General features: G+C 58.5%; 18 protein-coding genes and 1 pseudogene. 8 read left to right on the top strand and 11 right to left on the bottom strand.

Annotated elements, in window-relative coordinates; all coding sequences use genetic code 11:
- Nucleotides 1-35 precede the first annotated feature (35 nt).
- Nucleotides 36-1,544 (bottom strand): aldehyde dehydrogenase, encoded by a 1,509-nt coding sequence (adh, locus tag ACZ9DP_RS08240; RefSeq protein ID WP_476201170.1) that lies wholly within the window; start codon nt 1,542-1,544, stop codon nt 36-38.
- Nucleotides 1,545-1,700: 156 nt separating this feature from the next.
- Nucleotides 1,701-2,660: a helix-turn-helix domain-containing protein gene (locus ACZ9DP_RS08235; protein WP_476201168.1), complete on the bottom strand. Its 960-nt coding sequence runs from the start codon at nt 2,658-2,660 to the stop codon at nt 1,701-1,703.
- 334 nt (nt 2,661-2,994) lie between these two features.
- Here ACZ9DP_RS08235 and ACZ9DP_RS08230 point away from each other — a divergent pair, with 334 nt between their 5' ends.
- The 3 genes from ACZ9DP_RS08230 (at nt 2,995) to ACZ9DP_RS08220 (ending at nt 5,563) form a co-directional block, all read left to right on the top strand.
- Nucleotides 2,995-3,270, top strand: a complete 276-nt coding sequence (locus ACZ9DP_RS08230; protein ID WP_476201166.1) for a hypothetical protein — start codon at nt 2,995-2,997, stop codon at nt 3,268-3,270.
- Between the two features lie 139 nt (nt 3,271-3,409).
- Nucleotides 3,410-4,180 (top strand): transporter substrate-binding domain-containing protein, encoded by a 771-nt coding sequence (locus ACZ9DP_RS08225; RefSeq protein WP_476201165.1) that lies wholly within the window; start codon nt 3,410-3,412, stop codon nt 4,178-4,180.
- 84 nt (nt 4,181-4,264) lie between these two features.
- A complete protein-coding gene (locus ACZ9DP_RS08220) occupies nt 4,265-5,563 on the top strand; it encodes a GGDEF domain-containing protein (protein ID WP_476201163.1) in 1,299 nt (432 codons plus the stop codon).
- Nucleotides 5,564-5,668: 105 nt separating this feature from the next.
- On the opposite strand, the gene ACZ9DP_RS08215 is transcribed toward ACZ9DP_RS08220, so the two are convergent.
- From ACZ9DP_RS08215 to ACZ9DP_RS08175, 9 genes and pseudogenes are all read right to left on the bottom strand, one after another.
- Nucleotides 5,669-5,947, bottom strand: a complete 279-nt coding sequence (locus ACZ9DP_RS08215) for a DUF982 domain-containing protein (protein WP_476201161.1) — start codon at nt 5,945-5,947, stop codon at nt 5,669-5,671.
- 773 nt (nt 5,948-6,720) lie between these two features.
- Nucleotides 6,721-6,888, bottom strand: a pseudogene (locus ACZ9DP_RS08210) (alpha/beta hydrolase); the annotation flags it as partial.
- 279 nt (nt 6,889-7,167) lie between these two features.
- On the bottom strand, nt 7,168-7,506 hold the full coding sequence (locus tag ACZ9DP_RS08205) for a slr1659 superfamily regulator (RefSeq protein WP_022717797.1): 339 nt from the start codon (nt 7,504-7,506) through the stop codon (nt 7,168-7,170).
- A 17-nt stretch (nt 7,507-7,523) separates the two neighbouring features.
- On the bottom strand, nt 7,524-8,078 hold the full coding sequence (locus tag ACZ9DP_RS08200) for a slr1658 superfamily regulator (protein WP_239600796.1): 555 nt from the start codon (nt 8,076-8,078) through the stop codon (nt 7,524-7,526).
- Between the two features lie 4 nt (nt 8,079-8,082).
- The gene (locus ACZ9DP_RS08195; RefSeq protein ID WP_476202233.1) at nt 8,083-10,440 is read right to left on the bottom strand and encodes a SpoIIE family protein phosphatase; all 2,358 of its coding nucleotides are present in this window, start codon (nt 10,438-10,440) and stop codon (nt 8,083-8,085) included.
- A complete protein-coding gene (locus ACZ9DP_RS08190; RefSeq protein WP_194731208.1) occupies nt 10,440-11,618 on the bottom strand; it encodes a class I SAM-dependent methyltransferase in 1,179 nt (392 codons plus the stop codon). Before ACZ9DP_RS08190 ends, ACZ9DP_RS08195 begins: the two co-directional genes overlap by 1 nt.
- The gene (locus ACZ9DP_RS08185) at nt 11,615-12,130 is read right to left on the bottom strand and encodes a ubiquinone biosynthesis methyltransferase UbiE (RefSeq protein ID WP_476201158.1); all 516 of its coding nucleotides are present in this window, start codon (nt 12,128-12,130) and stop codon (nt 11,615-11,617) included. The genes ACZ9DP_RS08190 and ACZ9DP_RS08185 overlap by 4 nt, the downstream gene beginning before the upstream one ends.
- 33 nt (nt 12,131-12,163) lie before the next feature.
- Nucleotides 12,164-13,855, bottom strand: a complete 1,692-nt coding sequence (locus ACZ9DP_RS08180; protein WP_476202231.1) for a putative bifunctional diguanylate cyclase/phosphodiesterase — start codon at nt 13,853-13,855, stop codon at nt 12,164-12,166.
- A gap of 418 nt (nt 13,856-14,273) precedes the next feature.
- Nucleotides 14,274-14,483: a hypothetical protein gene (locus ACZ9DP_RS08175; RefSeq protein ID WP_283074092.1), complete on the bottom strand. Its 210-nt coding sequence runs from the start codon at nt 14,481-14,483 to the stop codon at nt 14,274-14,276.
- Here ACZ9DP_RS08175 and bcsN point away from each other — a divergent pair.
- The 5 genes from bcsN to ACZ9DP_RS08150 are packed head-to-tail and all read left to right on the top strand — an operon-like array spanning nt 14,401 to nt 23,320.
- Nucleotides 14,401-15,324, top strand: a complete 924-nt coding sequence (gene bcsN, locus ACZ9DP_RS08170) for a cellulose biosynthesis protein BcsN (protein WP_476202229.1) — start codon at nt 14,401-14,403, stop codon at nt 15,322-15,324. The two genes, ACZ9DP_RS08175 and bcsN, sit on opposite strands and share 83 nt — an antisense overlap.
- 52 nt (nt 15,325-15,376) lie before the next feature.
- Nucleotides 15,377-17,566, top strand: a complete 2,190-nt coding sequence (gene bcsA / locus ACZ9DP_RS08165; protein ID WP_476201156.1) for a UDP-forming cellulose synthase catalytic subunit — start codon at nt 15,377-15,379, stop codon at nt 17,564-17,566.
- Nucleotides 17,566-20,007, top strand: a complete 2,442-nt coding sequence (locus ACZ9DP_RS08160) for a cellulose biosynthesis cyclic di-GMP-binding regulatory protein BcsB (RefSeq protein ID WP_476201155.1) — start codon at nt 17,566-17,568, stop codon at nt 20,005-20,007. The genes bcsA and ACZ9DP_RS08160 overlap by 1 nt, the downstream gene beginning before the upstream one ends.
- A complete protein-coding gene (locus tag ACZ9DP_RS08155; RefSeq protein ID WP_476201153.1) occupies nt 20,004-21,050 on the top strand; it encodes a family 8 glycosyl hydrolase in 1,047 nt (348 codons plus the stop codon). The genes ACZ9DP_RS08160 and ACZ9DP_RS08155 overlap by 4 nt, the downstream gene beginning before the upstream one ends.
- Complete coding sequence (locus tag ACZ9DP_RS08150; RefSeq protein ID WP_476201152.1) at nt 21,047-23,320, top strand: cellulose synthase; 2,274 nt, start codon at nt 21,047-21,049, stop codon at nt 23,318-23,320. Before ACZ9DP_RS08155 ends, ACZ9DP_RS08150 begins: the two co-directional genes overlap by 4 nt.
- Nucleotides 23,321-23,346: the final 26 nt, after the last annotated feature.

The following is a 23,346-nucleotide window of genomic DNA, read 5'->3' as shown; positions in this document are numbered from 1 at the left end:
AGGGAGAAGGCAGCAATTTATGATCAACCCGTTCCTCAGAAGAAGCCGAGCGCCTTCGGGCTGTAGCTCACGAGCATGTTCTTGGTCTGCTGGTAATGGTCAAGCATCATCTTATGCGTTTCGCGGCCGATACCAGACTGCTTGTAGCCGCCGAATGCTGCATGCGCCGGATAGGCGTGGTAGCAATTCGTCCAGACGCGGCCCGCCTGGATCTCGCGGCCGAAGCGGTAGGCGCGGCTTCCGTCACGCGTCCAAACGCCTGCTCCCAGGCCGTAAGGCGTGTCGTTGGCGATCTCCAGCGCTTCCTTCTCATTCTTGAAGGTCGTGACCGATACCACCGGGCCGAAGATCTCTTCCTGGAAGATGCGCATCCTGTTATGCCCCCTGAAGATCGTCGGTTTGACGTAATAGCCGTTGGCAAGTTCGCCGCCGAGATCGTTGCGCGTGCCCCCCGCCAGGACTTCGGCTCCTTCCTGCTTGCCGATGTCGAGATAGGCGAGGATCTTCTCCAACTGTTCGTTCGATGCCTGCGCGCCGATCATTGTCGCGCTGTCGAGCGGGTTGCCCTGCTTGATGGCTTCGACGCGCTTGACGGCCCTTTCCATGAAGCGGTCATAGATCGATTCCTCAACCAGGGCGCGGCTGGGGCAGGTGCAGACTTCGCCCTGGTTCAGCGCAAACATCGCAAAGCCTTCCAGCGCCTTGTCAAGGAAATCGTCGTCTTCGGCCATGACGTCGGCGAAGAAGATATTTGGCGACTTGCCGCCGAGTTCGAGGGTCACGGGAATGAGGTTCTGGCTGGCATATTGCATGATCAGTCGGCCGGTCGAGGTCTCGCCCGTGAAGGCGATCTTGGCGATGCGCGGGCTGGCCGCAAGCGGCTTGCCGGCTTCCAGGCCGAAACCATTGACGATATTGAGGACGCCTGGCGGCAGCAGATCGCCGACGAGTTCGGCCCACACGAGAATCGAAGCCGGTGTCTGTTCGGCCGGCTTGAGAACCACGCAATTGCCGGCCGCAAGGGCCGGAGCAAGCTTCCAGGCTGCCATCAGGATGGGGAAGTTCCAAGGAATGATCTGGCCGACGACGCCAAGCGGCTCGTGGAAGTGATAGGCGACGGTGTCGTTGTCGATTTCGCCGATAGAGCCTTCCTGTGCACGTATGCAGGCAGCAAAATAACGGAAGTGGTCGATGGCAAGCGGAATGTCGGCCGCCATTGTCTCGCGGATCGGTTTGCCGTTGTCCCACGTCTCGGCCTGGGCGAGCAATTCCAGCTTGTCCTCCATGCGCTGGGCGATCTTCATCAGGATATTCGAGCGTTCGGCAGCCGAAGTCTTCGCCCATTTGTCCTTCGCGGCATGGGCCGCATCGAGCGCCGCGTTGACGTCCTTTTCGTCGGAACGTGCAATTTCGCAAAGCTTGCCGCCTGTGACCGGCGTGATGTTGTCGAAGTATTTGCCTTCGATCGGCTCGCGCCACTCGCCCCCGATGAAGTTGCCGTATTTCAACTTGAACGGCGATTCGACGATCTTCTGATGCAGCATGTAATCCTCCCTAGATGAGCCAGGTTCAGGAGTGAACCAGTGGAGGAATTCTGCGCATCTTTTGCCGTACGAACCAGACTGGCGGGGTATTGTTGCAGTGCACAGTGTCGCAGCGTTGCGACATGATAATCGCACTTCGGAAAGAACAAGAGACGTTTAGTGGAGATTGAGCTTCTTCATCTTGCGATGAAGGGTTGCCCGGCTCATGCCAAGATCCATCGCAGCCCGCGAGACGTTGCCGTTGGATCGGGTGAGGGCGCGCAAAAGCGCCGCACGCTCAGCTTCCAGAAGAGCCTTGCCGTTTGCGGCGCAGCTTTCATGAAGCGCATCGGCCGCGGGAATGCCCGCCGCAATCTGCCGGTCGTCGAGCTTCAGTGCCAGCCGCGCCGCGCGGGTAGCTCCGAGCACGAGGTCGTGCTTGTCCACGGCAAGCAAGGCGGCCGCCGAATTCGCGCCTGAGGGGACCATCAGGAAACGTGCGCCGGTAAAGGCGCTCCGGAAGATATTGAGCTCGATGCGAAGGGCTGCGTCGCGCACGGTCTGCGACAGGATCGACAACATTATCTCGTTGACATCGTCGCGGCAGGTGGAAATGTCGAGTGCGGCTGCGAGCTGGCCGCGATGATCGCGGATCGGCGCGGTCGTACAGCTGAGCCGGATATTGGAACAGAAGAAATGCTGGTCACGGAAGATCGCAACGGCGCGTTCGTCGGCCAGCGCAGTGCCGATGCCGTTCGTTCCAATGCTTGCCTCCGTCCAAATCGATCCGGTCCAGAGGCCGAGATCGTGAAACTCCTTGTCGTCGCCGGCGTTGCCCCGCCGTTCCAGCGCAATGCCGTTGCGGTCCGTGAGCAGCAAGCAGCAGCCGGCCTTACCGACCGTCGTAAAAAGCCGGTCGAGCTCGTCTGCAGCATCCTTGATCAGTTGTTCCGATTGCTCGCGTGCCTGCCGAAACTCGTGATCGGTGAGCCGCAAAGGTATGCGCACATCTTCCGGCGCCAGCTGATGCATGGTCATGCAACGCCGCCATGAAGCCACAATTGGTGAACTTGCCGCCGCTGATTTCTGTTGCGCGCATGTATAGACATGACCCGCATGTGCGGAGTGTTCGTGCATCGGCTCCTCCCACGGAACGCAAGAGCAATCTGTCGGAAGTCACGGGTTTCTGCAATGCTTCTGGAATATGAAGATTGTCGCATGGCTCGGCCGAACTGTCGCAGTCGTGCGACAGGTGGTGTTCTGGGGTGCATCGACGCAGCGTCAAATGGGGCGATGACGCTACATCTGCCGGATGTTCCGGAGCGCCGAACGTTGCCAAGCTCGGTTGGTTGGTTGATGGCGATCACGGCGAAAGCGGCAAAATCATGAGCGTGCCGGATCGGGACGTGACAAATTTGGCCGCGATTCCATAAACCCGTGAAGTGTTTCCGGTGTGACGACAGTCTCGAATGTGTCCAATCCCGCAAGTCGCACCGCGCGCAACAGCAAAATGGTGTCGCTGTGCAGCGCGGCCGGGGTTGAAATCGTGGATTGCGATCAGCATCGTCGCCTGCGTCTTTGCGACATGGTCTTCAGCCCCGCAGGATTGCCGCCGAAGGGAAGCTTTTCGGCGATCGCATTGAGTGGTGTGTTTTGCCGGCGCGTTCGCAACGACAAGTCCGACGATTTGGCCGACGGCAAACGATGCCGGTATTCCGCCAGCGTGTCCTGCGATGCTGGACGCTGACATCTTTAAAATGAGATGGTGCCGAGTGGCGCCCTGGGTGCGAATGGAACCTCGGATTTGGCCCCAAATTGGTTGAAATCGATGGGATGCCATCATCGTTTGTTATCTATTTCCTTCTAATATGTTCAAAGGACGGAAGATGGGGGAACAGATGATCGGCCGGTTCGCACTTGCAGCAGTACTTTTTTTCGCAGGCTCGATTGATCTCGCGACGGCGAATGAAAAGCTCCGAGTCGCGACGGAGGGCGCATACCCACCATTTAATTTTCAGGATGCATCCGGTCAGCTTGCTGGTTTCGACGTCGATATCGCCAAAGCGCTTTGCCAGCAAATGGCCGTTGATTGCACGTTTGTCGCCGTCCCCTGGACCGTGATCGTTCAAGGCTTGTCGGATGATAAATACGACATGATCGTCGCAAGCATGGCGTTTACCGAAGAGCGCGCTCAAAAAATGGAGTTCTCCGCTCCATACTACCGTTCTCACTCGGTGCTGGTCGGCGACGCTGAAAAGTTCCAGGATAGTGCGCCGGCAGCCCTCTCCGGCGTCCGGATTGCGGCAGCACAGGACACGATCCAGGCGGAGTATTTGCAAAAGGCCTATGGTGCAAGCAAGGCCTTGCTGGCCAAGGATCAACCCGGTGCCCAACGTCTTCTTCTGGACAACCAGGCCGATCTCTTGATCGGCGATGCCATTGAACTTTTGAGCTTCCTGCAGACCACGGAAGGTGCGCGCTTTGGATATGTGGGAGATCCAATCTCCAGCGAGTTTCTTCAAAGTTCGGCGCACATCACCGCGAAGAAGGGAAACTCGGCCCTGATCCAGAAGGTGAATGCCGCACTGAGGCAGATTAAACTCAACGGTGTCTACGACCGCATCAACGACGCTTATTTCCCGTTCAGCATTTATTGAGCCGATGGAATGGAAGAAAATAGCGCCCCGAAACGGCGTCAGCTCTCACTCAGCGCTGTTGCAAGATTTCTTCTGCTCGGCGTCGTGGCATATACGCTGATTGCAGCGGCTTTTTCGTTCGTCTTTCTGAAAAGGATCGAGACACAAGCGAACTTTACGCGCGATGTACAGATCCCCCTGATCCTGACGCAAACGCGCAATGCGGTAAAAATCGAGCGTCTCTCTTCTCTTGTTCGGTCGATTTTTTTGGCGAAAGACCGCAGACTGGAGCGCCAGATCCAATTGCAAATCCAGGCTCTCGCGCAAGGCTTTTCGTTCGATCACAACGGTTTTCTGGTTGAGAGATCTCAAAAAGTCGCCGACGAAGCCAAAACGATCGCCAAGCTTCGCCAGCAGGCCCGCGACAAAGAAAGCTCGACGCAACCGTCGCCGTCCGCCAATTCTATCGACGCACGGGTCGTTGATGAACTCGACCGGCTGGCGACGCAGGCCTATGAGAGGGCCATACGTGATCTCGATGCGATGGGGACTCAGTTGAGCGGCGATGCTGCCGTCGTGGCGGACAATATCGCCAGCGAAATCCAAAACAGTGCGGGTTACATGCAGGTTGGGTGGCTCCTCATCCTGGTTGTTCCTGGCCTGTTCGCCGTCACAATACTCATTGCTGCCAAGCATCATCTTGCTGCACCCATCGGCGCTGCGATTAAGAACTTGGAACGCATTGGCAAGAATGAACCGGTCCTGACGCTGGAACGCCTTCCACTCATTTCGGAACTCGCGATGATTGATGCGGCGATCGTTGCCTACGGCCAAGTATCCGACGATTTGCACCGCACCAATTCGATCCTGCAAGGATTGGCGGAAAAAGATCCATTGACGGGCTTGGCGAACCGACGGACCTTTGAAAGCTATCTGGCGGCAGTCTTAACCCGTCCGGCAATAAGCTCGCCCGGCGTTGCGATCATGATGATCGATATCGACCACTTCAAATCCGTCAACGACACTTTCGGTCACCTTGCAGGCGACAGGTCTCTTGTGGCTGTCGCGAATGTGCTGACATCGGTGCCATGGCAAGCAAACCATCTTGCAGCGCGATACGGCGGGGAAGAGTTCGTGGTCGTCCTGGAGGAGTGTTCGCTCGAGCAAGCGATTGAGCGCGCGGAATGGCTGAGGCGTTCTGTGCAGGAGCTCAACATTGAGACAGGAACAGGGCCATTTCTGAGACTAACCGCCAGCGTGGGCATCGCTGTCGCGAACAGTGTTTCCGATCAGCCGCCAGACATAATCGCAAGAGCAGACCGTGCCCTCTACACCGCAAAGAAAAACGGACGCAACAATGTTCAGGTCGCATCGCTCGATATTGGAATTTCAAAGGCGGGCTGAGCATCCGTCAGCTGCAGTTTCACCAATGCTGGCAACATAAGGGCTTCGCACGGCTTTCTACTGCCAACTCGTCCTTCATGCGTGCCGCCAGCAACACGCGCGGCATCAGTTGCGCGGATGCGGGGATCTCACCAATTCGATGACGATAATGTTCGCTTCATGCGCAGCCTTGATAAATGCTGCCCGCACGTCTTCGGGAGGTATTCGGTCGTATAATCCGTCAAGGCATGCCATGACTGCCTCAGAAAAATCCTCTCCGTCATCGGTCGGCCAGTGCTGCAGTAGCGTATCGGCTGCAAGACCCACAGAGTTAACGACCCGATACTCGCCGATGCGATGCATCGCCAAACCGACCGGCCGAAACGCCAAACCGTTTCCTTTCATAACACTTTGCCTCCGTTAAACCGCCGTACCAGCACGCGTTGCAAAACCCGTGCCCGATGCCGGCGATGGCCCGGATGGCGCAATCAAGACCACAGCGTCAAACAAACAGGCTTGTTGCGCGTTTACCCAATTGCCCATGCCTATATTCGTGGCTGGTAGAGCGCTGGTCACAGGCAACACGGGACCCGGGTTAATTCAATGGTTGGCCCACGCACTGATCGAAGCGGAGAGGACAAGGGAGACAAGGCTCGCCCAAGACCAAACATTTTACAATATTTGCGTAATGTGATGGCCAGGCTTCATCCGGGTATCGGCTGGGCAATTTACCTCGCTCTGGTGGTGCTGATCTTTTTAATGGGATCACTGCCCATGTGGTGGCTGCTATGACACCGAGGACAGAGCGCATCATTCTCGCCTTACTTTGCCTCATCGGCATCGTGGCACTGGTCTATGAATTTGGCTAAAGTTGCCGCTTTCTTCTGCAGGCCGGCCGGGGGTTGAATCCGCGTAATGCGTTAAGGCTCACGGGTCAGTATCGCTCTCACTGTGAAGACGCCACGACATCGGCTCTAACGGGTGTCGGCTCTTCTGCTCCACAATCTCGAACGCCACCGGGCTGCCGTCGTCCGACATATCGAGCCGCGCAGGATAGACACGCGAGCGTGAAGCGGCAGGGAGCGTAACGCGGTTCAGGGTTCCCGCCGCCTGCCGCATACCGAAGGCTACTTGCCCGCCTCTTTGGCCGCCATCTCGATGACGTCCGCGACCTTTTCCGGCCCGTCCTGCAAATCCAATAGACGCTTCGTTGCCGCTACGTCATCAGCAAGCGAGGTGAAGGGCTCCTGGATGACGTGGAAGCCGCGCCTTTCGAGGATTTCGGTCGTCTTTAGCCAAGTGCAACCATCGGCAAGCGCACCGACGATGGTCTTGAGCTCAGTGGCCCGTTCCCGCTAGGACGTGAACCCATAAATCAGGATTAACCGAAATTGGTGGAAGGCCCTCGGACTGCTTTCAGGGCGCAAACTCGCAAAAGCGGACAATGGAACAAGGCAGCCCCTACGCGCGGCCTTGCGGAATTGGCCACCGCGCTATCACGACCTTTGATCGGAAACGGCTCGACGGCCGCCGAATGAATGCAGCTAAGCAAGCCTCACGGTGGAGGCGAGTATCCGACAATCACTCGGGGCATCGAACGGGTCTGATGCACACACACACACGTGTCAGGTCAGCCGCAGATCCACGCCTGGATGCAACTTCTTGAGGTTGGGCAATGATTTGATCTGCCACGGGACTTGGGAAGAACCGCGTACGGTCAAATGAATGTCCGGGTGATTGCGAGCCTCGATCGTCAATTTGGCAAGCAGGTTTATACCGGAGGAGTTCAAGAATTGAAGTCCGGTCACGTCGAAAGTGGCCTTACCGGCCCCCTCTTCGAGCGCTTTCATGGCCAAAGCATGAATGGGTGCGTAAGCATCCGGGCCTGCCAGCCGCATGGTTCCGTCAAAATAAACGGTACCGCCCTCGGACCAGACGCGGAACGCTTCTTCTCTGATTTCCATAGCACTTTTCTCGCGGTTCATGACGGTGAAATTGGCATTGCGGCATATGTTTCAAGTTTTGCACGGTTGCGGGGGCGGTCCTCCTCGAAGAGCCAAGCCAGGTCTGCCTTGTAGTCGCTCATCAAAGTCAGCAATCCCAATCCGGAACCGCTACCGGCCGTTTTAGCGCTCGCCTCGATCTGCTGGATGAGAAGATCGCTCGGATCGCCTTGCGTTATGCTCGACAGCAACCGCTGGAACCTGGCTGCCGTCTGCCTGTCGACAAAATTCGATATCCTCATCTTAAAGTTGTCGTCTTCCGCCATGGCTTCGATCGCGATCTCGCCTGGAGCACGAAACTTGATGGCGTTTTCGATCAATTCGTTCGTCAGGTAGCCGATATCCTGTCGGACCTGATTATAGCGCCGCTTCGACGGTCGAAATCGGAGCGCCATCATCTCGGCGATGAAATCCGACGTCATGCTGGAGTGTTTCCAGGCAAGGTAAAGAGGGCCATCGAGTAGCCGCAGCTGAACGGCGTGCGTCGCGTCAAACGAAGCGAGATGCTCCTGCCCATATAGGACCGTTGTCATGCCATCACCTATGCCGCACTACGACGAGCGTAATGTCATCATGTATCTTTTGCGTTCCGATATAGGCCATGAGGCTTTCGAGAATGCCGTTCATCACCTGCTCAGCTGTGCGACCGTGCAGGCGGCGGGCGTTTTCGCAAAGCCGCTCGATGCCGAATAGTTCGCCTTCGGGATTTTCAGCCTCGGTGACGCCATCGGTATGAAGGACAATCAAATCGCCCTTGTGAAAGGGTATTTCGCGGGTAACGATGAAAGACGATATATCAGATTCAAGTCCCACTGGCAGGCCGAGGTCGCTGGTGTCGATCCGTTCGACCGCGCCGGTATGACGAATGACAATCAGATCCTCATGCTGGCCCGAAATCGTCAAACGCTCGCCATCATAGTCCAGAAATGACAGCGTGACGTGCTTGTCGATTTTCGTCCGCTCGATGTTCTTGTAGATCGTGCGGTTCAGATAACTGAGGAACCTTGAGGGGTTCGTTTCGCCGGCTTCCTGTAGCGCGCGGGCGACGGACTGCACCATAAGCATCAAAACACCGCTTTCGAGGCCGTGGCCCGTCACGTCGCCAATGCCTATCTTCAGGTGAGCTCCGTTTTGCAGGATATCGTAGTAGTCGCCGCCGACCTCGTCGGCGGGGCGCATATAGGCGGCAATCTCCAACTGCTCGATTGCCGCAAGCTCTTTCGCGCGGGGCAGCACCATAAGCTGAATCTGCCGAGCCACATCCAGTTCGGCACCGAGGCGCAGGTTTTCGCTCGTCAATTGGCCGTTCAGGATCGAGATTTCTTCTTTGGCCACCTCAATTTCCTTCGTGCGCTCAGCAACCACGTTCTCGAGATTTTCGGTATGGAAGCTGATCTCCTCGGCCATGCGGTTGAACGCGAGACCAGCCTCGCCAACTTCGTCCTTGGTGGGTATATCGACCCTGACAGAATAATCCTTTGTCTGTATGCGCTTGGCGGCACCCGCCAGTGCGCTGATCCCGCTTGTAATTCGCTTTGACGCCACAAAGACCGCCCCCGTGACGACGAGCATCGACACGAGAACCGCGAGGATCTGATAAATCAGAATGCGGTTGGTTGCCCGCGATATTTGATCTCTGGCGGCAGTGAGGGAGGCATAGATTTCACGCTCGGGCACAACGATGCCGAGCGACATGACCTCGCGCTGAACCGGTCCGTTTATCCAAAGATTGGTTGCGTTTAGCTGTTTTGTAACGACAAGATAAGGAACATTTTCGCCGCTCTCGTTCAGCGAGATGTGCCTTATGACGCCATCGGCATCAAGCGGCAGTGAGGCGACCTCCTTTTGGGAACTGTTGCGTAAAGAGCGGTCAAGGCCGGTCACGCCCTTGTTCGTGGCGTCGCTCGCCGAGCGAAGACCGATGATCTTTTCCCCGGCAGGGTTGATTGCAACGACGTTGCCGTCCGACATGGTTAGAAAGCCAAAGCCGCTTTCGGCGACCTTCACGCGCTCGACAATTTCGGCGAGCTGGTCAAGGGTGATGTCTGCTCCGGCAGCTCCCGCCACGCTACGCCGATCGGCAGTCCAAAGCGGATGGAAGAAGCTGACGATCAGTTTTCCCGTGATTGCGTCCGTATAGGGAGCGGTCTGGGTGATATTGTCAGGTACCGGCCGCAAGGAAGGGTCGCTTGCCCACTTCTGCCAGGATTCATAAAGACTGGGAAAGAAGAAATCCCAAAAGTCTGCGCTGTTGTGACCGGGATAAAGCCGATCGAAAGTCTGCGCTTGATCTGTATAAGGTGCCGTCCTGAAGATCGGGCGCTCTTTCGGCCCGATATAGTACATCTGCAGCTTCGATGCGCCGTTTTTCAAGAGGTCGGGGGCGACAAGATCAAGGACCGCACTCGTCTCGATATCGGTCTGCACCTGCGGTAGCGGATGGCGATCCTTGTCCAGGAGGTAGCCCCATACGCTGACGACCGACGGCGCCCCTGGAAGGTTCTGCGCCCATTGACCCTTGGGGTCGAACGTCACGGTCACCGCATCTGGAGCCGCCCTTGCCATGGCGGCTCCAATCTCCCCGTTCCTCGTTGGTTGATCGATCTGACCCTGAAGCACGCCTGTCAACGCCTTGACGTCGGAATGGACCTGATGGAGAAGCAAGCCAACCTGCGCGGCCGTGGAATCGGTATAGGAGCGGATATAGTCTTGGCTTGCCCGTTCAAGGCCGTGTCCCACTTCCGCCGTCGCATCCCGAGAAAGTCGCTGGACATTCCAAAGGGCGAGACCGCCGCTGACAAGCAGGTCAAAAAGGACCGCCCCACCGACAACGATCATGAATTTCGCGCGAAATGAGCGCGGTCCGAGGCTTGGCTTCCTGATCGGCGCGGTCATCATAGCGGTTTTCGCCCGGACGCTGCCCAAATGGGCCAGCCGGCGTAGCCCTTTGGATGAAGCGCCGCAAAGATATGGTCGGCGAATCCTTGTCTGAAACGTTCGACGAACTCCGCTGAATCGCCCCTGCGGACAGACATTTCGCCTGCGTAGACATCTCGCCATGCCGCGATGACGTCTGCGAACTCCTGGGGATCGCCGTCGAGGTTGGTGACCATGAAGCTTTCCATTTTCACCGCCTCGAAGCCCGCGTCCAGCAACAGACGCAAGCTCTTTGGCCCCATTTCGACGTCCATGTCGAAATGACTGAAGAGCTTGGCGACCTCGTTATAGGTCCATTGGATGCTGTCGGCCCGCGGTTCCCCGAGGCAATGGGAGTTTTTCTCGTTGGTGATGTAAACCCGGCCGCCAGGTTTGCAGATCCGATAGAGCTCCCTGAGCAGCAGTTCGGGGCGATCGAAGATTTGCAACGAGTGCCGGCAGGTCACGAAATCGAACTGGTCGCTTTCGAACAACATCTGCGATGCATCGCCGTAGGTGTATTCAATATCGCGGACACCGAAGCTTTCGGCAACATCACGGGCATAGTCGAGGCTCGGCGAGGAATGATCTAGCGCAACGATCCTTGCAGGACCGAACTCCTTTCTGACAAGCATCGCGAAATCGCCAATGCCGCAACATATGTCGGCAATCACCATGCCGTTGCGAAGCCCATGACGCGGCAATATCTCTCTCTCATGCCGCCACGTCATCTTGGTCTGCGTTCTGAGGATTGGAATGAAGCTTTGGTTTTCAACGAATGTCTGGCCGGGATAAAAAGCCGAGTCGTAGACCTCGATAGCAATGTTCGGCGAAAGATCGCTCAAATGCCGGAACATCCGTGCCGCCCAGGCGACAACGCTTGATGCGACGACCACAAATTTGATTTCGGGCCTTGAACGCGAAGCATCGATCAAAACCCGCGTCAAGGCACGAAATGCCGTGCTGTTCATATGCGTAACGCGCTTTAGATTGACGTATAAAACACCGCTGACGGTCTCGATTCCATTTCGCAGCAGCAAGAGATCGTCGGCAATTTCAGCCGTGGAATGAGGGCGAAGCACGCCAGCGAGGGAGAATTCCTGATCGTTGATGTTGAATTGCGCTGTAAAGACAGGCGAAGGACTTTGTGCAGTCAATTCAGTAGCCTTTCGAGCGGCAGGTCGACAATGAATGCAAGTGCGCCGATATCCAAATCGCGGATCTGGATTTCCGCGTCATAATTCACAACCAATCCGAGCAGGATCGCCTGGCCATCGGAGGCGGCATCGTTGGTGATCACGTTGAAATAATTTATAAGGGCCCGGCCGGTTTGTAATCCCAGGACAATCTTCTTGTAGGATTGTCGCTGTTCTGGCGGGCAAGGAAAGATCAGCTCGATGCGCTCGGTCTGCTGGCAGCGATAAAAATTGCATACAAAGTCACCATCATCCGCCTCTGAGCGAAACGACATCTCCAGAAGCTCGTTAAGGGCTGAGGAAAGCAGGTTGGAATGGCGCACAGGATCGCGACGGTCATGGCTGACCATTCGAGCGACGTAGTTGGACAACTGATCGCAATGCAGCCAGTCGGCGGTAAAGCTCGCCATGTCCATCTTCAGGCTGAGCAACTGGTCAAATGCGGGGCCAATTGCCGCTTCTTGATTCTTCAACCGACACCTCTCGGCGAATTGCCGCTTCACTTTTCAGGATTTGGCCCGATCATTACCGGGTCCCGTGTCAGCATGCTTGCGAATAAATTCATCAACCATGTCGGCCCCCAGAGGAGGGCTCAGGAAATAGCCTTGCAACCGGTCACATCCCTCCGCCTGCAGCCAGGCGGCCTGTTCGGCCGTCTCAACGCCTTCGGCAGTCACGCGCATGCCAAGCCCATGGGCCATTGCGATGACGAAGCGGACGATGGTCTGGCTCTTCTGATCATCAGGCAGGTCGTTGATAAAGTACTTGTCTATCTTGATGTTATCGAAGGGAAAGTTCTTCAGATAACTCAAAGAGGAATACTCGGTCCCGAAATCATCGAGGGAAATCTGGATGCCAAGCACGTTGAGCGTGTTCAGGGTATCAAGATTGTTGATCGTGCGCTCCAGCAGCACGGTTTCGGTGATCTCGAGCTCCAAGCGCTCCGAGGGCAGTCCGACGACGTCGAGGGTTTGCGACACTCGGTCGGTCAGGCCCGAGGTTAAAAATTCGGCGGGAGATAGGTTTACCGCAATAGTATAGTGGGCGGGCCAGGACAGGGCCTGCCGGCACGCTTCTTCCAGCACCCATTGACCGATTTCGCTCATAAGGCCGTCTGATTCCGCCATCGGGATAAAGGCAATCGGGGAAATCACTCCGAGGATTGGGTGGCGCCAGCGCAGCAGTGCTTCGAAGCCGGCTATCGCCAACGACCGATCGACCAGCGGCTGATATTCGATAAAGAATTCACGGTGTTGCAGCGCAACCCGAAGGCTCCGTCTCAATACCTCTCGCTGTTCCAGAACCTGCAGCATGCTCGGATTAAAGGTCCGCGCGCGCCGGCGTCCGTCCTTCTTGGCGGCATAAAGGGCAACATCGGCAGCCTTCATCAACTGCTCGCTCTCATTGCCGTCGCGAGGTGCAATCGCAACGCCGATACTGGCACCGACAAACACGGTAATTCCGTCCACCGTGAAGGGCTTGCGAAATTCGGCGATCAGCGACTCTGCTAATCTTTCGGCTTCATCCGGCTGCTCCCGGGCGATCTGTATGACGGCGAATTCGTCGCCTGCAAGGCGGTAGGCGGTCTCGTCTTTACCCAGCGTCTTTCGAATCCTCTCGGCCGCAAGCTTTAGGACGATATCCCCGGCTCCATGGCCCAGCGTATCATTGACGGGCTTGAAATCGTCCAGATCGATCTGCATCAGTGCAAGGCCCGCCTTTGCACGGACTGGGAGAACCTTTCCCAGTTTGTCGCTGAATTGGCGGCGATTGGGCAGCCCGGTCAAAACGTCATGGGTTGCCTGGTGAAGGAGTAACGCCCGGTCCAGCTCTTGCGCTTTTGCAGTCTCATCGATGTCAGCGCCGCCAAATTCGACGATCGCAAGGCCGGCCCTGGCCTGGAACAACAGCAGATTGCGCCGCTCGGATTCACCGGCGCCGAGACGAATGGTCCTCGGTTTGCCGGTATTGACGACGAGCTGAACGAGGGCAGCGAGGTCGGGATTTGCCAGGTCGGGATACACATCCCCCAAAGTTACGGGGGCCTCGTCAGCAAGGTCCAGGCGCTCCTTGAGCTTTTCAGACCAGTCGATAAACCCGAGATCGTGACCCCAGAGCGAAAACAGCCCCTCGGCGTGGCTGCCGAATTCGGACTTCTGCGGAGCCGGCTGAGGCCAATTCGCACGATTTTCCGGCATGGGGTCACCCTCCTCAACCCGCCTCGCTTTACGTGGTCCGTTATCGATAAATCCTGCCGAACCCAAATCTGTTCCGTATCAGAACTAGAGCGAGCCTCGTTGTAGTCAACGCAGAGCTCTACCAGAACGCGCTATCTTGCGGCCGTGTGACCACCGGGTTCTCGATCGTATATGACAGAAAGCTTATCTAAAGAATAACAAACCAACTTTGGACCGCAGCGGCGCGTTGAGCAGCGAAAATGCTGAGATCTTCGCGGTCAGGTGCTGAGGATCAATCTCACCGGGCGGCACGGCGCGTCGCAACATGAGAAGACGCAAGGGGCGATTATGGAGCTTGCTGCGTCATTGCGGCCGGTTGCCTGTCGCAAGGGCGATCGATTTTAACGTTTGATTAACCATATCCGCCGTTTATTCCTCGTTAACGGCCGGTCGGTCGTTGATTCGAACATCCATTGCGCGAAGTGCCGATGGATATCTGGAAAGACGATTTTGCGGCGGCACCCAAAATGCGCTTGCTGGGGTTGATATCGGTGGTCGCGGCGGCCTTGTTGGCCGGCTGTGCGTCGACGAGCGGCAGCGTCAGGCAGCCCTCGGCGCCCGAGACGGTGGCCAGCGAAAAGGCGCTCATTCTTCCGCCCCCCGGTGGCCCGGCCATCGTGAGTGTCGTCGAAACCAGGCGCGGCAACGGCGTGGAGCAGATGCTTTCACTCTATACGTCCTCTTCCGTGCCGGGGCAGAATTTCCTGAAAGTGCAATTCTATGGGGCAAGTGGGTCCAATCCGGGAGCGGGAGGCGCCTCCTACAAGATGATCAGCGAGAGGGGGATTTCTCGCGAAGCATTCGCGGCTGCGCCGGGCGTTGCGATGGCGAGGAACAACACCTTCCTGCAAAACAGCTATGGGCCGTTCGCCTATGCCTCGGGGCGCAGCCGCGCAGGCGATACCTGCCTTTATGGCTGGCAGCAGATCCGATCGAGCCAGGCGGCACATACGCAAGCGCGCAATTTCGGGATGATCCAGGTGCGGCTTCGCCTTTGCGACGCGCGCGCCAGCGAGCGTCAGCTCTTAAGCGTTATGTATGGCTATACGGTCACCGGCACGCTGAACGGCGAGATATGGAATCCTTACGGCGAGGTAAAAGGCGCCGATGAGGTTCTCGGCCGCGTCGGCAGCCCTGTTTACCCGGATGACGGTGGCCACCTCGCTAGCGCCATTGAAATCGGCTACGAACCGGCCCCGGCCCTCCGCCGTCAGCCACGTCAAGTGAAGGCGCCGGTAACAGCGCCCATGCCGGCGCCGATCGGGGTGCGTGTACCGCTGCCGGACCCAGCTTTCGAAACGCCAGCGGCCCATACCCAGCCGATGCCGGCCCCGGGCTCGGTTCAACAAGCGGCGAGGGCAGGTGGCATCACCGTGCCTTCCCCCGACTGCATAGGCGATGCGGCCATGACGGCCGCGTGCCGAAGATAGGAAACGCATAGCCGGCGCCGCAATGCCCGGCCATGCTTTTGAAGGGACGTCGATGCATAAGGCTCGAAGCATCTTCACCTGGGCGATCGTCTCGCTCTGCGTCTTCGTATTGATCACCTTGCCGGTGAACCTGCAGACTCAGCTTGTTGCCAGTATCACCGTCGTCACGATCATGGCGATGATCAAGATCCTGAAGGGGGAGGGCACCTGGCGCCTGATCGCGCTTGCCTTCGGCACTGCCGTCGTTCTGCGTTATGCCTATTGGCGCACGACGAGTACGCTGCCGCCCGTCAACCAGCTTGAAAACTTCATTCCCGGGCTGCTGCTCTATCTCGCCGAAATGTACAGCATCGCCATGCTGGCGCTCAGCCTCTTCATCGTCGCGACCCCACTTCAGCCGCGCCGGTCGCGCCCTGTCAAGCAAGAGCGGTTCCCGCATGTCGACGTCTTCGTGCCCACCTATAACGAAGACGCCCATCTCCTCGGCAATACGCTCGCCGCCGCAAAAGCAATCGATTATCCGGCCGATAAACTGCATGTCTGGCTGCTGGATGATGGCGGCACGCTGCAAAAACGCAATTCCAACAAGCTGCTCGAAGCCCAGGCTGCCATTGCGCGGCACAATGAACTGAGGCAGCTCTGCGAGGCACTTAGCGTCAATTACCTGACGCGCGACCGCAATGAACATGCCAAGGCAGGCAATCTCAACAACGGCATGCAGCATTCGACGGGCGAGCTCATCGCCGTCTTCGACGCTGACCACGCGCCCGCCCGGGACTTCCTGCGCGAGACGGTCGGCTATTTCGACGACGACCCGAAGCTCTTCCTCGTGCAAACGCCGCACTTTTTCATCAATCCAGATCCGCTGGAGCGCAATTTGCGCACTTTCGACAGGATGCCGAGCGAAAATGAGATGTTTTACGGCATCATTCAGCGGGGCCTCGACAAATGGAACGCTGCCTTCTTCTGTGGTTCGGCCGCAGTTCTCAGCCGTCGCGCGCTGCAATCCACCAATGGCTTTAGCGGCATCAGCATCACTGAAGACTGTGAGACCGCATTGGCGTTGCACGGCGCGGGCTGGAATAGCATTTATGTCGACAAGCCGCTGATCGCCGGTCTGCAACCCGCCACCTTCGCAAGTTTCATCGGCCAACGCAGCCGCTGGGCGCAAGGCATGATGCAGATCCTGCGCTTTCGGTTTCCGCTCTTAAAGCGCGGCCTGTCGATTCCGCAGCGCCTTTGTTACATGTCCTCGACGCTGTTCTGGCTCTTCCCGTTCCCGCGTACAATCTTCCTGTTCGCGCCGCTCTTTTATCTGTTCTTCGACCTTGAAATATTCACAGCCTCCGGCGGCGAGTTTCTGGCCTATACGCTTGCCTATATGCTCGTGAACCTGATGATGCAGAACTATCTTTATGGTTCATTCCGCTGGCCGTGGATATCGGAACTTTACGAGTATGTGCAGACGGTCCACCTTTTGCCTGCCGTCATTTCCGTCATGATCAATCCACGAAAACCAACCTTCAAGGTCACGGCAAAGGACGAATCGATTTCGGTCAGCCGCCTTTCGGAAATCAGCAGGCCCTTTTTCGTTATATTTGCCGTGCAGATCATTGCGCTCGCCATTACGATCTATCGCATCTATGCCGAGCCCTACAAGGCGGATGTGACGCTCGTTGTCGGCGGGTGGAACCTTATCAATCTCATCATGGCAGGCTGTGCGCTTGGCGTGGTGTCGGAGCGCGGGGAGCGTGCCGCTTCGCGGCGTGTGCGCGTCAATCGGCGCTGCGAATTCGGCGTCAACGGCAAATGGCATACCGCCTCGATCGAGGACGTCTCGGTCCACGGAGCGCGTCTCCATGTCTTCAACAAGCAGTTGGACCCGATGACGATCGGCGCCGAAGGCGAAATCCGCTTCCGCCCTTACAGCGGTGCTGACCTCGAAACTCTGCCGCTCATCGTTCGCAACATGGAACAGGACGGCGATATCATGGCCGTCGGCTGCCAGTATATCCCGAAGAGCGCGCTTGATCATCGCCTGATCGCCGATTTGATCTTTGCCAATTCCGATCAATGGGCGCAATTTCAGGAATCGCGCCGCCGCAATCCGGGCCTCATCCGCGGTACCATCTGGTTCCTTGGTCTATCGCTCTATCAGACAAGCCGCGGGCTCATTTATTTCTTCCGCAGCATGCGGCCGGAGCGCGAAGCGCAGCAGCAGATGGCAAAGGCGAACGGCTGATGAGGACGGGTCTTGCCGCTGCACTGTTTCTTATCAGCACCTCGGCGCTCACCTCTGCTCAGACTGCACTGGTGCCCGCGCCCTTTGACATGTCGTCTGAGCGCCCGGCCGGTCTTCATCCCATGGTGCCGCGCCTGACGTTGCCTGCCCCAACGGTGACACCGCCTGTTACAGTTCCAGACGCACCGTCCGTCCCTGCCGCTCCGCCGAAACCTTCCCCATCTTTTCCCGGCTCTGCAAATTCCGCTCGGCCGCAAACCGTCCAGCCTGCCGGCACCCCGGCGGAGACGGCCGGCGGTATGCGCCGCTACGTCGTTCCCTTCGACAAATTCGGTCTGGAGGGCGAATACGACCGAAAGTCGTGGAGCGTCTACCTCACTCCAGAACAGGCAGCCGCTCCGGCAAAATTCAATTTCGCCTACCAAAATTCCATCGTCGTTGCGCCGGAAGCCTCGCAGATCACCGTGCTCATCAACAACCGTCCGATCGGTCAAAAGCAGATCGGCTCACCCGACACACCCTCCCAAGTCAGCTTCGATGTTCCGCGTGGTCTGTTACAGCCCGGCGCAAACCTTTTGACCTTCGAGGCAAGCCAGCGCCACCGCACGGATTGCACGATCCAGTCGACTTATGAGCTATGGTCCAATATCGATCCTGCGCAGACCCATCTGAGCTTCGAAGGGCAAGAAGCTGCAAAGTTGTCAAGCACGGATGCCATCCGTGCGGTCGGCGTCGACGGGTCCGGTAGAACGGAATTCGACCTCCTCGTTCCAGCCCTTGAGCAGCCTGGCACGACGAAGCCGCTACTTCGCCTCGCACAGGGGCTCTCGGTGCTGAGTGGTATGCCGAACCAATCCATCTCCTTCAGTGTCGACACGCTGCCGGCAGCCGGACCCGGCAAGCTTACCGTTCTCGTCGGCACGACTTCCGAGTTGCAGCCCTATTTTCCAGACCTGCCACCGGCGGCTCAGTCCGCAGCGCTCGCGACATTCGTCACCGACCCGCGCACTGGCTCGCCCGTGCTTCTGGTCAGTGGCCCTTCGTGGCAGGCAATCTCCTCGGCTATCGATACCATCGTCTCCCCAGCTGATCGTGCCCCGGGCATCAGGCGCGATGCGTTGACCACCGAGCGCTGGAGCGCGCCAAACGCACCGTTGATACTTCAAGACACGCGGCTTACATTTGCCGATCTGGGCGTGAAGACGACAGAGTTTTCCGGTCGGCGTTTTCGTACGAACTTCAATGTCGCGGTTCCTTCCGACTTCTATGCGAATGCCTATGGAGAAGCGACGGTTCTGCTGGACGCGGCCTATACCGGCAGCGTCCTTCCCGGCAGCCATATCGACATCTATGTCAACGGCAATATCGCCTCGACGATGCCGATTACCGGAACCGGCGGCGGCATCCTCCGTCATCTGCCGATCCGCGTGGCCATGCGCCACTTCAAGCCGGGCCTCAACTCGCTGAGTCTTGAAGCAATCCTCACGACGAGCGATGACAACATATGTGTGCCCGGTGCGACCGCCTCGACCACGTCGCGCTTTGCCTTGTTCGATACGACTGAGTTTCGCATGCCGGATTTCGCCCGCGTCGGGCAGCGTCCCAATCTTGCCGCCATGGCCGGTACCGCCTACCCCTATGGACGGCTTGCCGGTCCGATGCCGCTCTTCATAGACCGCATCGATGCCGACACACTTTCTGCCGCGGCCACGCTGCTTGGCCAGATGGCAGTTGTCTCCGGACGCCCCATGAACATAGAGCCGACGGCTTCGCCAGGCACGATCGGTGATCAGGACGCCCTATTCATCGGTTCCATCTCGCAATTGCCGGCGGCGGTCTTGTCCCAACTGAATATCTCCACGGCAAGCCAGGCCACTTGGCGCCCGGTACCGGATACGCAGGTGGTCCAGCCGGACACCAATTCCGCTTTCGACCAATGGCGCTCGAAGGTGAGCAGCGGCGCATGGCGCGGTCAGGTCACGGCGTTCCAGGAGTGGCTGCGCAAGAACTTCGACATCTCGCTGAGTTCGCTGCAATTTGTACCGAGAGCAGAAGCCGTTTTCACGCCGTCCAATGTGGCGAGCCTCATGGTTGCGCAAGGCGCCAGCCCAACCGGCGCCGGGGCCTGGACAGTCGTAACCGCGCCCTCGGCAAAGGACCTGCGCGAGGGTATCGATGCTGTGACGGAGCAGCGCAACTGGCCGCAGATTTCCGGACACATCACCACCTATTCCGGCAAGACCGGTGAGATCGAAACCGTGCCGGTCTCGCGTTTCGACTTCGTGCCCTCGCAGCCTTGGTCGCTTGCGAACTTTAGGCTGATCGCCGCAAACTGGCTCTCGACCAATATCCTCTCCTACGCCTTTCTGCTTGTCGTTCTTTCGATTCTACTCGGCATGGCGACCTCGGGCATGCTGAGCAGATTGGGCAGGGGCAAATGAAGAGGATCGTGGCAACGGTGCTGGCTGGTGCACTCGCTTTTGCGATTGCCGTCGAACCCCTTCAGGCCCAAGAGGTGCTCGTCGATCCAAAGGCGTGGGCTGCCTACAAGCTGCAGTTTCTCGATCCGAGCGGCCGTGTCATCGACAACGGCAACGGCAACATCAGCCACAGCGAGGGCCAGGGTTACGGTCTGTTGCTTGCCTACCTCGCCAACAGCCCCGCCGATTTCGAGCAGATATGGTATTTCACCCGCACGGAACTCCTGCTGCGCGATGATGGACTTGCTGTATGGAAATGGGACCCTTCAGCCAAACCGCATGTGACGGACACCAACAACGCCTCGGACGGCGACATGCTGATTGCCTATGCGCTTGCGCTCGCTGGCACCTCCTGGAACAGGAGCGATTATATCGAAGCCGCTGCCAGAATGGCCCAAGCGCTCCTTTCCGAAGCAGTGGTGGAGGCCGGTGGCCGCACGCTGCTCTTGCCCGGCGTCGAAGGTTTTACACCGCCCGGCCGGATAGATGGGCCGGTGGTCAACCCCTCCTACTGGATCTTCGAGGCGATCCCGGTGATGGCGCTGCTTGCGCCGTCAGACCGGTGGCAAAAGCTTTCCGATGACGGCCTTGCACTCCTGAAATCCCTGCAATTCGGCCCGCGCAAACTGCCTGCTGAATGGGTAAGCCTTGCCCGCCGGCCGGCACCAGCCGAGGGTTTCGATGCGGAATTCGCCTACAACGCTGTTCGTATCCCGCTTTATCTCGCAAGGGCAGGGATTACCGACAAGGCCCTGCTCTCCAGGCTGCAACATGGAATGACCGCAAATGGTGCTCCGGCGACAATCGACCTTGCCACGGGTGGCGTGAAGACGGTGCTTGCTGACCCAGGTTATCGAATTGTTAACGATGTTGTGGCCTGTGTGGTCAACGGCAAGAAACTGCCCCCGACTGCCCGGCAGTTTTCGCCTGCGCTCTATTATCCGTCCACGCTCCAGCTGCTCGGGCTGGCCCTCGTCGTGAAGAAACATCCGGAGTGTCTGTGAAGTCGTCCCTCATCGCATTATCGGCTGCAGCGGTGGTGGCCATCGTAATAACCGGGGTGAAGGACCGTGCCGCGCTGGTGGAGAAATTCGGCATCGGACGCTCGAACCTGCAGACCGACCGCCTGGTGCAACCGGACACGCCCAGCAGCCAGCCGATCGACGTCCAGGCGGTCGCCGACCGTCTTGAGGAGGCGGCACCGGTGCTGACGGCACAGGCGCCTCAACCTCCCCAGGCGCCTGCCCCCCCGGCTCAGCCGCAGCCTGCCGAGAAGGAGCGGCCGGCCCAACAGCCGGCAGGGCAGCAACCGGCAGCTCAGCCGAAGGTCGACGAAAGCGCGCTGCGGTATTTTGCAAACCGCGGCGACAAGGTTCGCCTGCAGGCCGAAATCTCCCGTCTCCAAGCGCTTTATCCGAACTGGGTGCCGCCCGCCGATCCGCTGGCCGTGCCGCAAAGCGGCGATAAGCAGCTCGAAACCATGTGGCAGCTTTATGCGGAGGGGCGTTATGCAGAGCTTCGCAAAGCTATCGCCGACCGCCGCACGGCGGATACCGGCTGGCAGCCGCCCGCTGACCTCCTCGATCGCCTGGATGTCGCAGAAGCCCGGGCGCGGCTTGTGAATGCGTCCGACCTCAAACAGTACACAACAGTCATCGAGATCGGCGCTGCGACCCCGAGCCTTCTGACCTGCAGCGATATAGATGTCTTGTGGCGCGTCGCCGAAGCCTTTGTCCATACAGGAAGGGAAGCGCGCAGCGTAGATGCCTACAGCTACATCCTGAAGTACTGCACGAACCCGCAGGAGCGCCTTGCGAGCGTCCAGAAGGCTTCGGCGTTGCTGCCCTATCAGGCCATGCAGCGGCTGCTTGCCCTCGAGCAGCCTGCCGTGAGCGGCGGGCGCGAGTTCGATGGCATCCGTGACGAGCTCGCTCGCCGCTTCGTCGCTGAAGGCAACGCCGATCCGAAGCTTGATGTCGAAGCAGACTATGTATCGCGTGTTGCGCGTCTCGCGCAAACCCAAGCGCTCGCCTCCGATGCGCTCTTGCTTGGCTGGTATCAGCTGCGACGCGAGAATGCGCCGGAGGCGGAGAAGTGGTTTCGCGCAGCCCGTGCCAAGGAGGATTCGGCATCCGCTTCGCAGGGCCTGGCACTCGCGCTTGTCGCCCGCAAGGCGCCTCAAGAGGCCGAGGATGTCATGTACAGGTGGCGCAGCGATTCCAAGGATGCCACCGATACCTATCTTGCCGCTGCTGCCAATCTGATGGCTTTGCAGCCGCCCGCCGATATAAGCGAAGACGTACTTGGTCGCATGGCAAAAGAGGTCATTGCGCAGAAATACGTGCCGGCCGCGCAGCAATTCGGCTGGTATGCACGTTCGCTCAATCAGCCGCAAACTGCAGCGCGCTGGTTTGAAACTGCGCTTCGCTGGAAACCGGACGACGAACCGTCCGCCTATGGTCTTGCCATCACCCGTGAGCAACTGAATAATCGCACGGGGGTCGCGGAGGTCCAGCGGCTTTGGGCCGGCCGCTCGCAGCGTATCGCCACGCTTGACGATGCATCGCTATCGGCGCCCTCCGTCGAGGCACCGCTTCAAACGTCCGCCCGGCTTCCACAAAGGCTTGCGCGTGCGGCTGTGCCAGCTCAACCGGCTGACGGAGGAGGCGCAACCGAGCCTCCGGGCCGGGCTGTGCGAACCGAAGGATCGGCAATGGAGACAGTGACTGTGCAGCAAGGCACCCGCAAGCCGCGCGGTTGCTCGACCACGACGGATGCGAGCCTGCTCAGCCCCGATGCCGCGCTCAGCCGCGGCTGGTGCCTGATGGATCTCAATCGTCCGATGGAAGCTGTTGCCGCTTTCGAAAGAGCCTTGAAGGGGTCTGCGCGGCAGACGCGCGAAGACGCCGCCTATGGACAGAGTCTCGCTTATCTACGCGTCGGGCTGTCCAACAATGCAGCCGTTGCGGCAACGCGTGCGCCTCAGAGCCGTGAGCGCGCCGCCGAACTCCAGGTTTCAATCCTCGCTGACCGGGCACTCGCCGCTTATGGCGCCAAGCGGTATCGCGAGACGCTGATCTATCTCGATCAGCGAGCGCAGATCAAACGCGAGACGATCGATCTCATGGTGTTGCGCGGCTATTGCTATCTGAACCTCGAAATGTATGGCGATGCCGCACGGATATTCAATGCGGCCGCCGCCACTGGCAGTAAGGATGCCAACAGAGGGCTGGCCGACCTTAAGCGAGCCACGCGCCCAGAGACGTCGGGCTGATCCCGATTTTGCTGGCAGCGCCGCTG

Source organism: Rhizobium sp. USDA 4016 (genome assembly GCF_056279705.1).
Note: the sequence above shows the minus strand (reverse complement) of the source record. Positions and strands in the feature narration are given on the sequence as shown.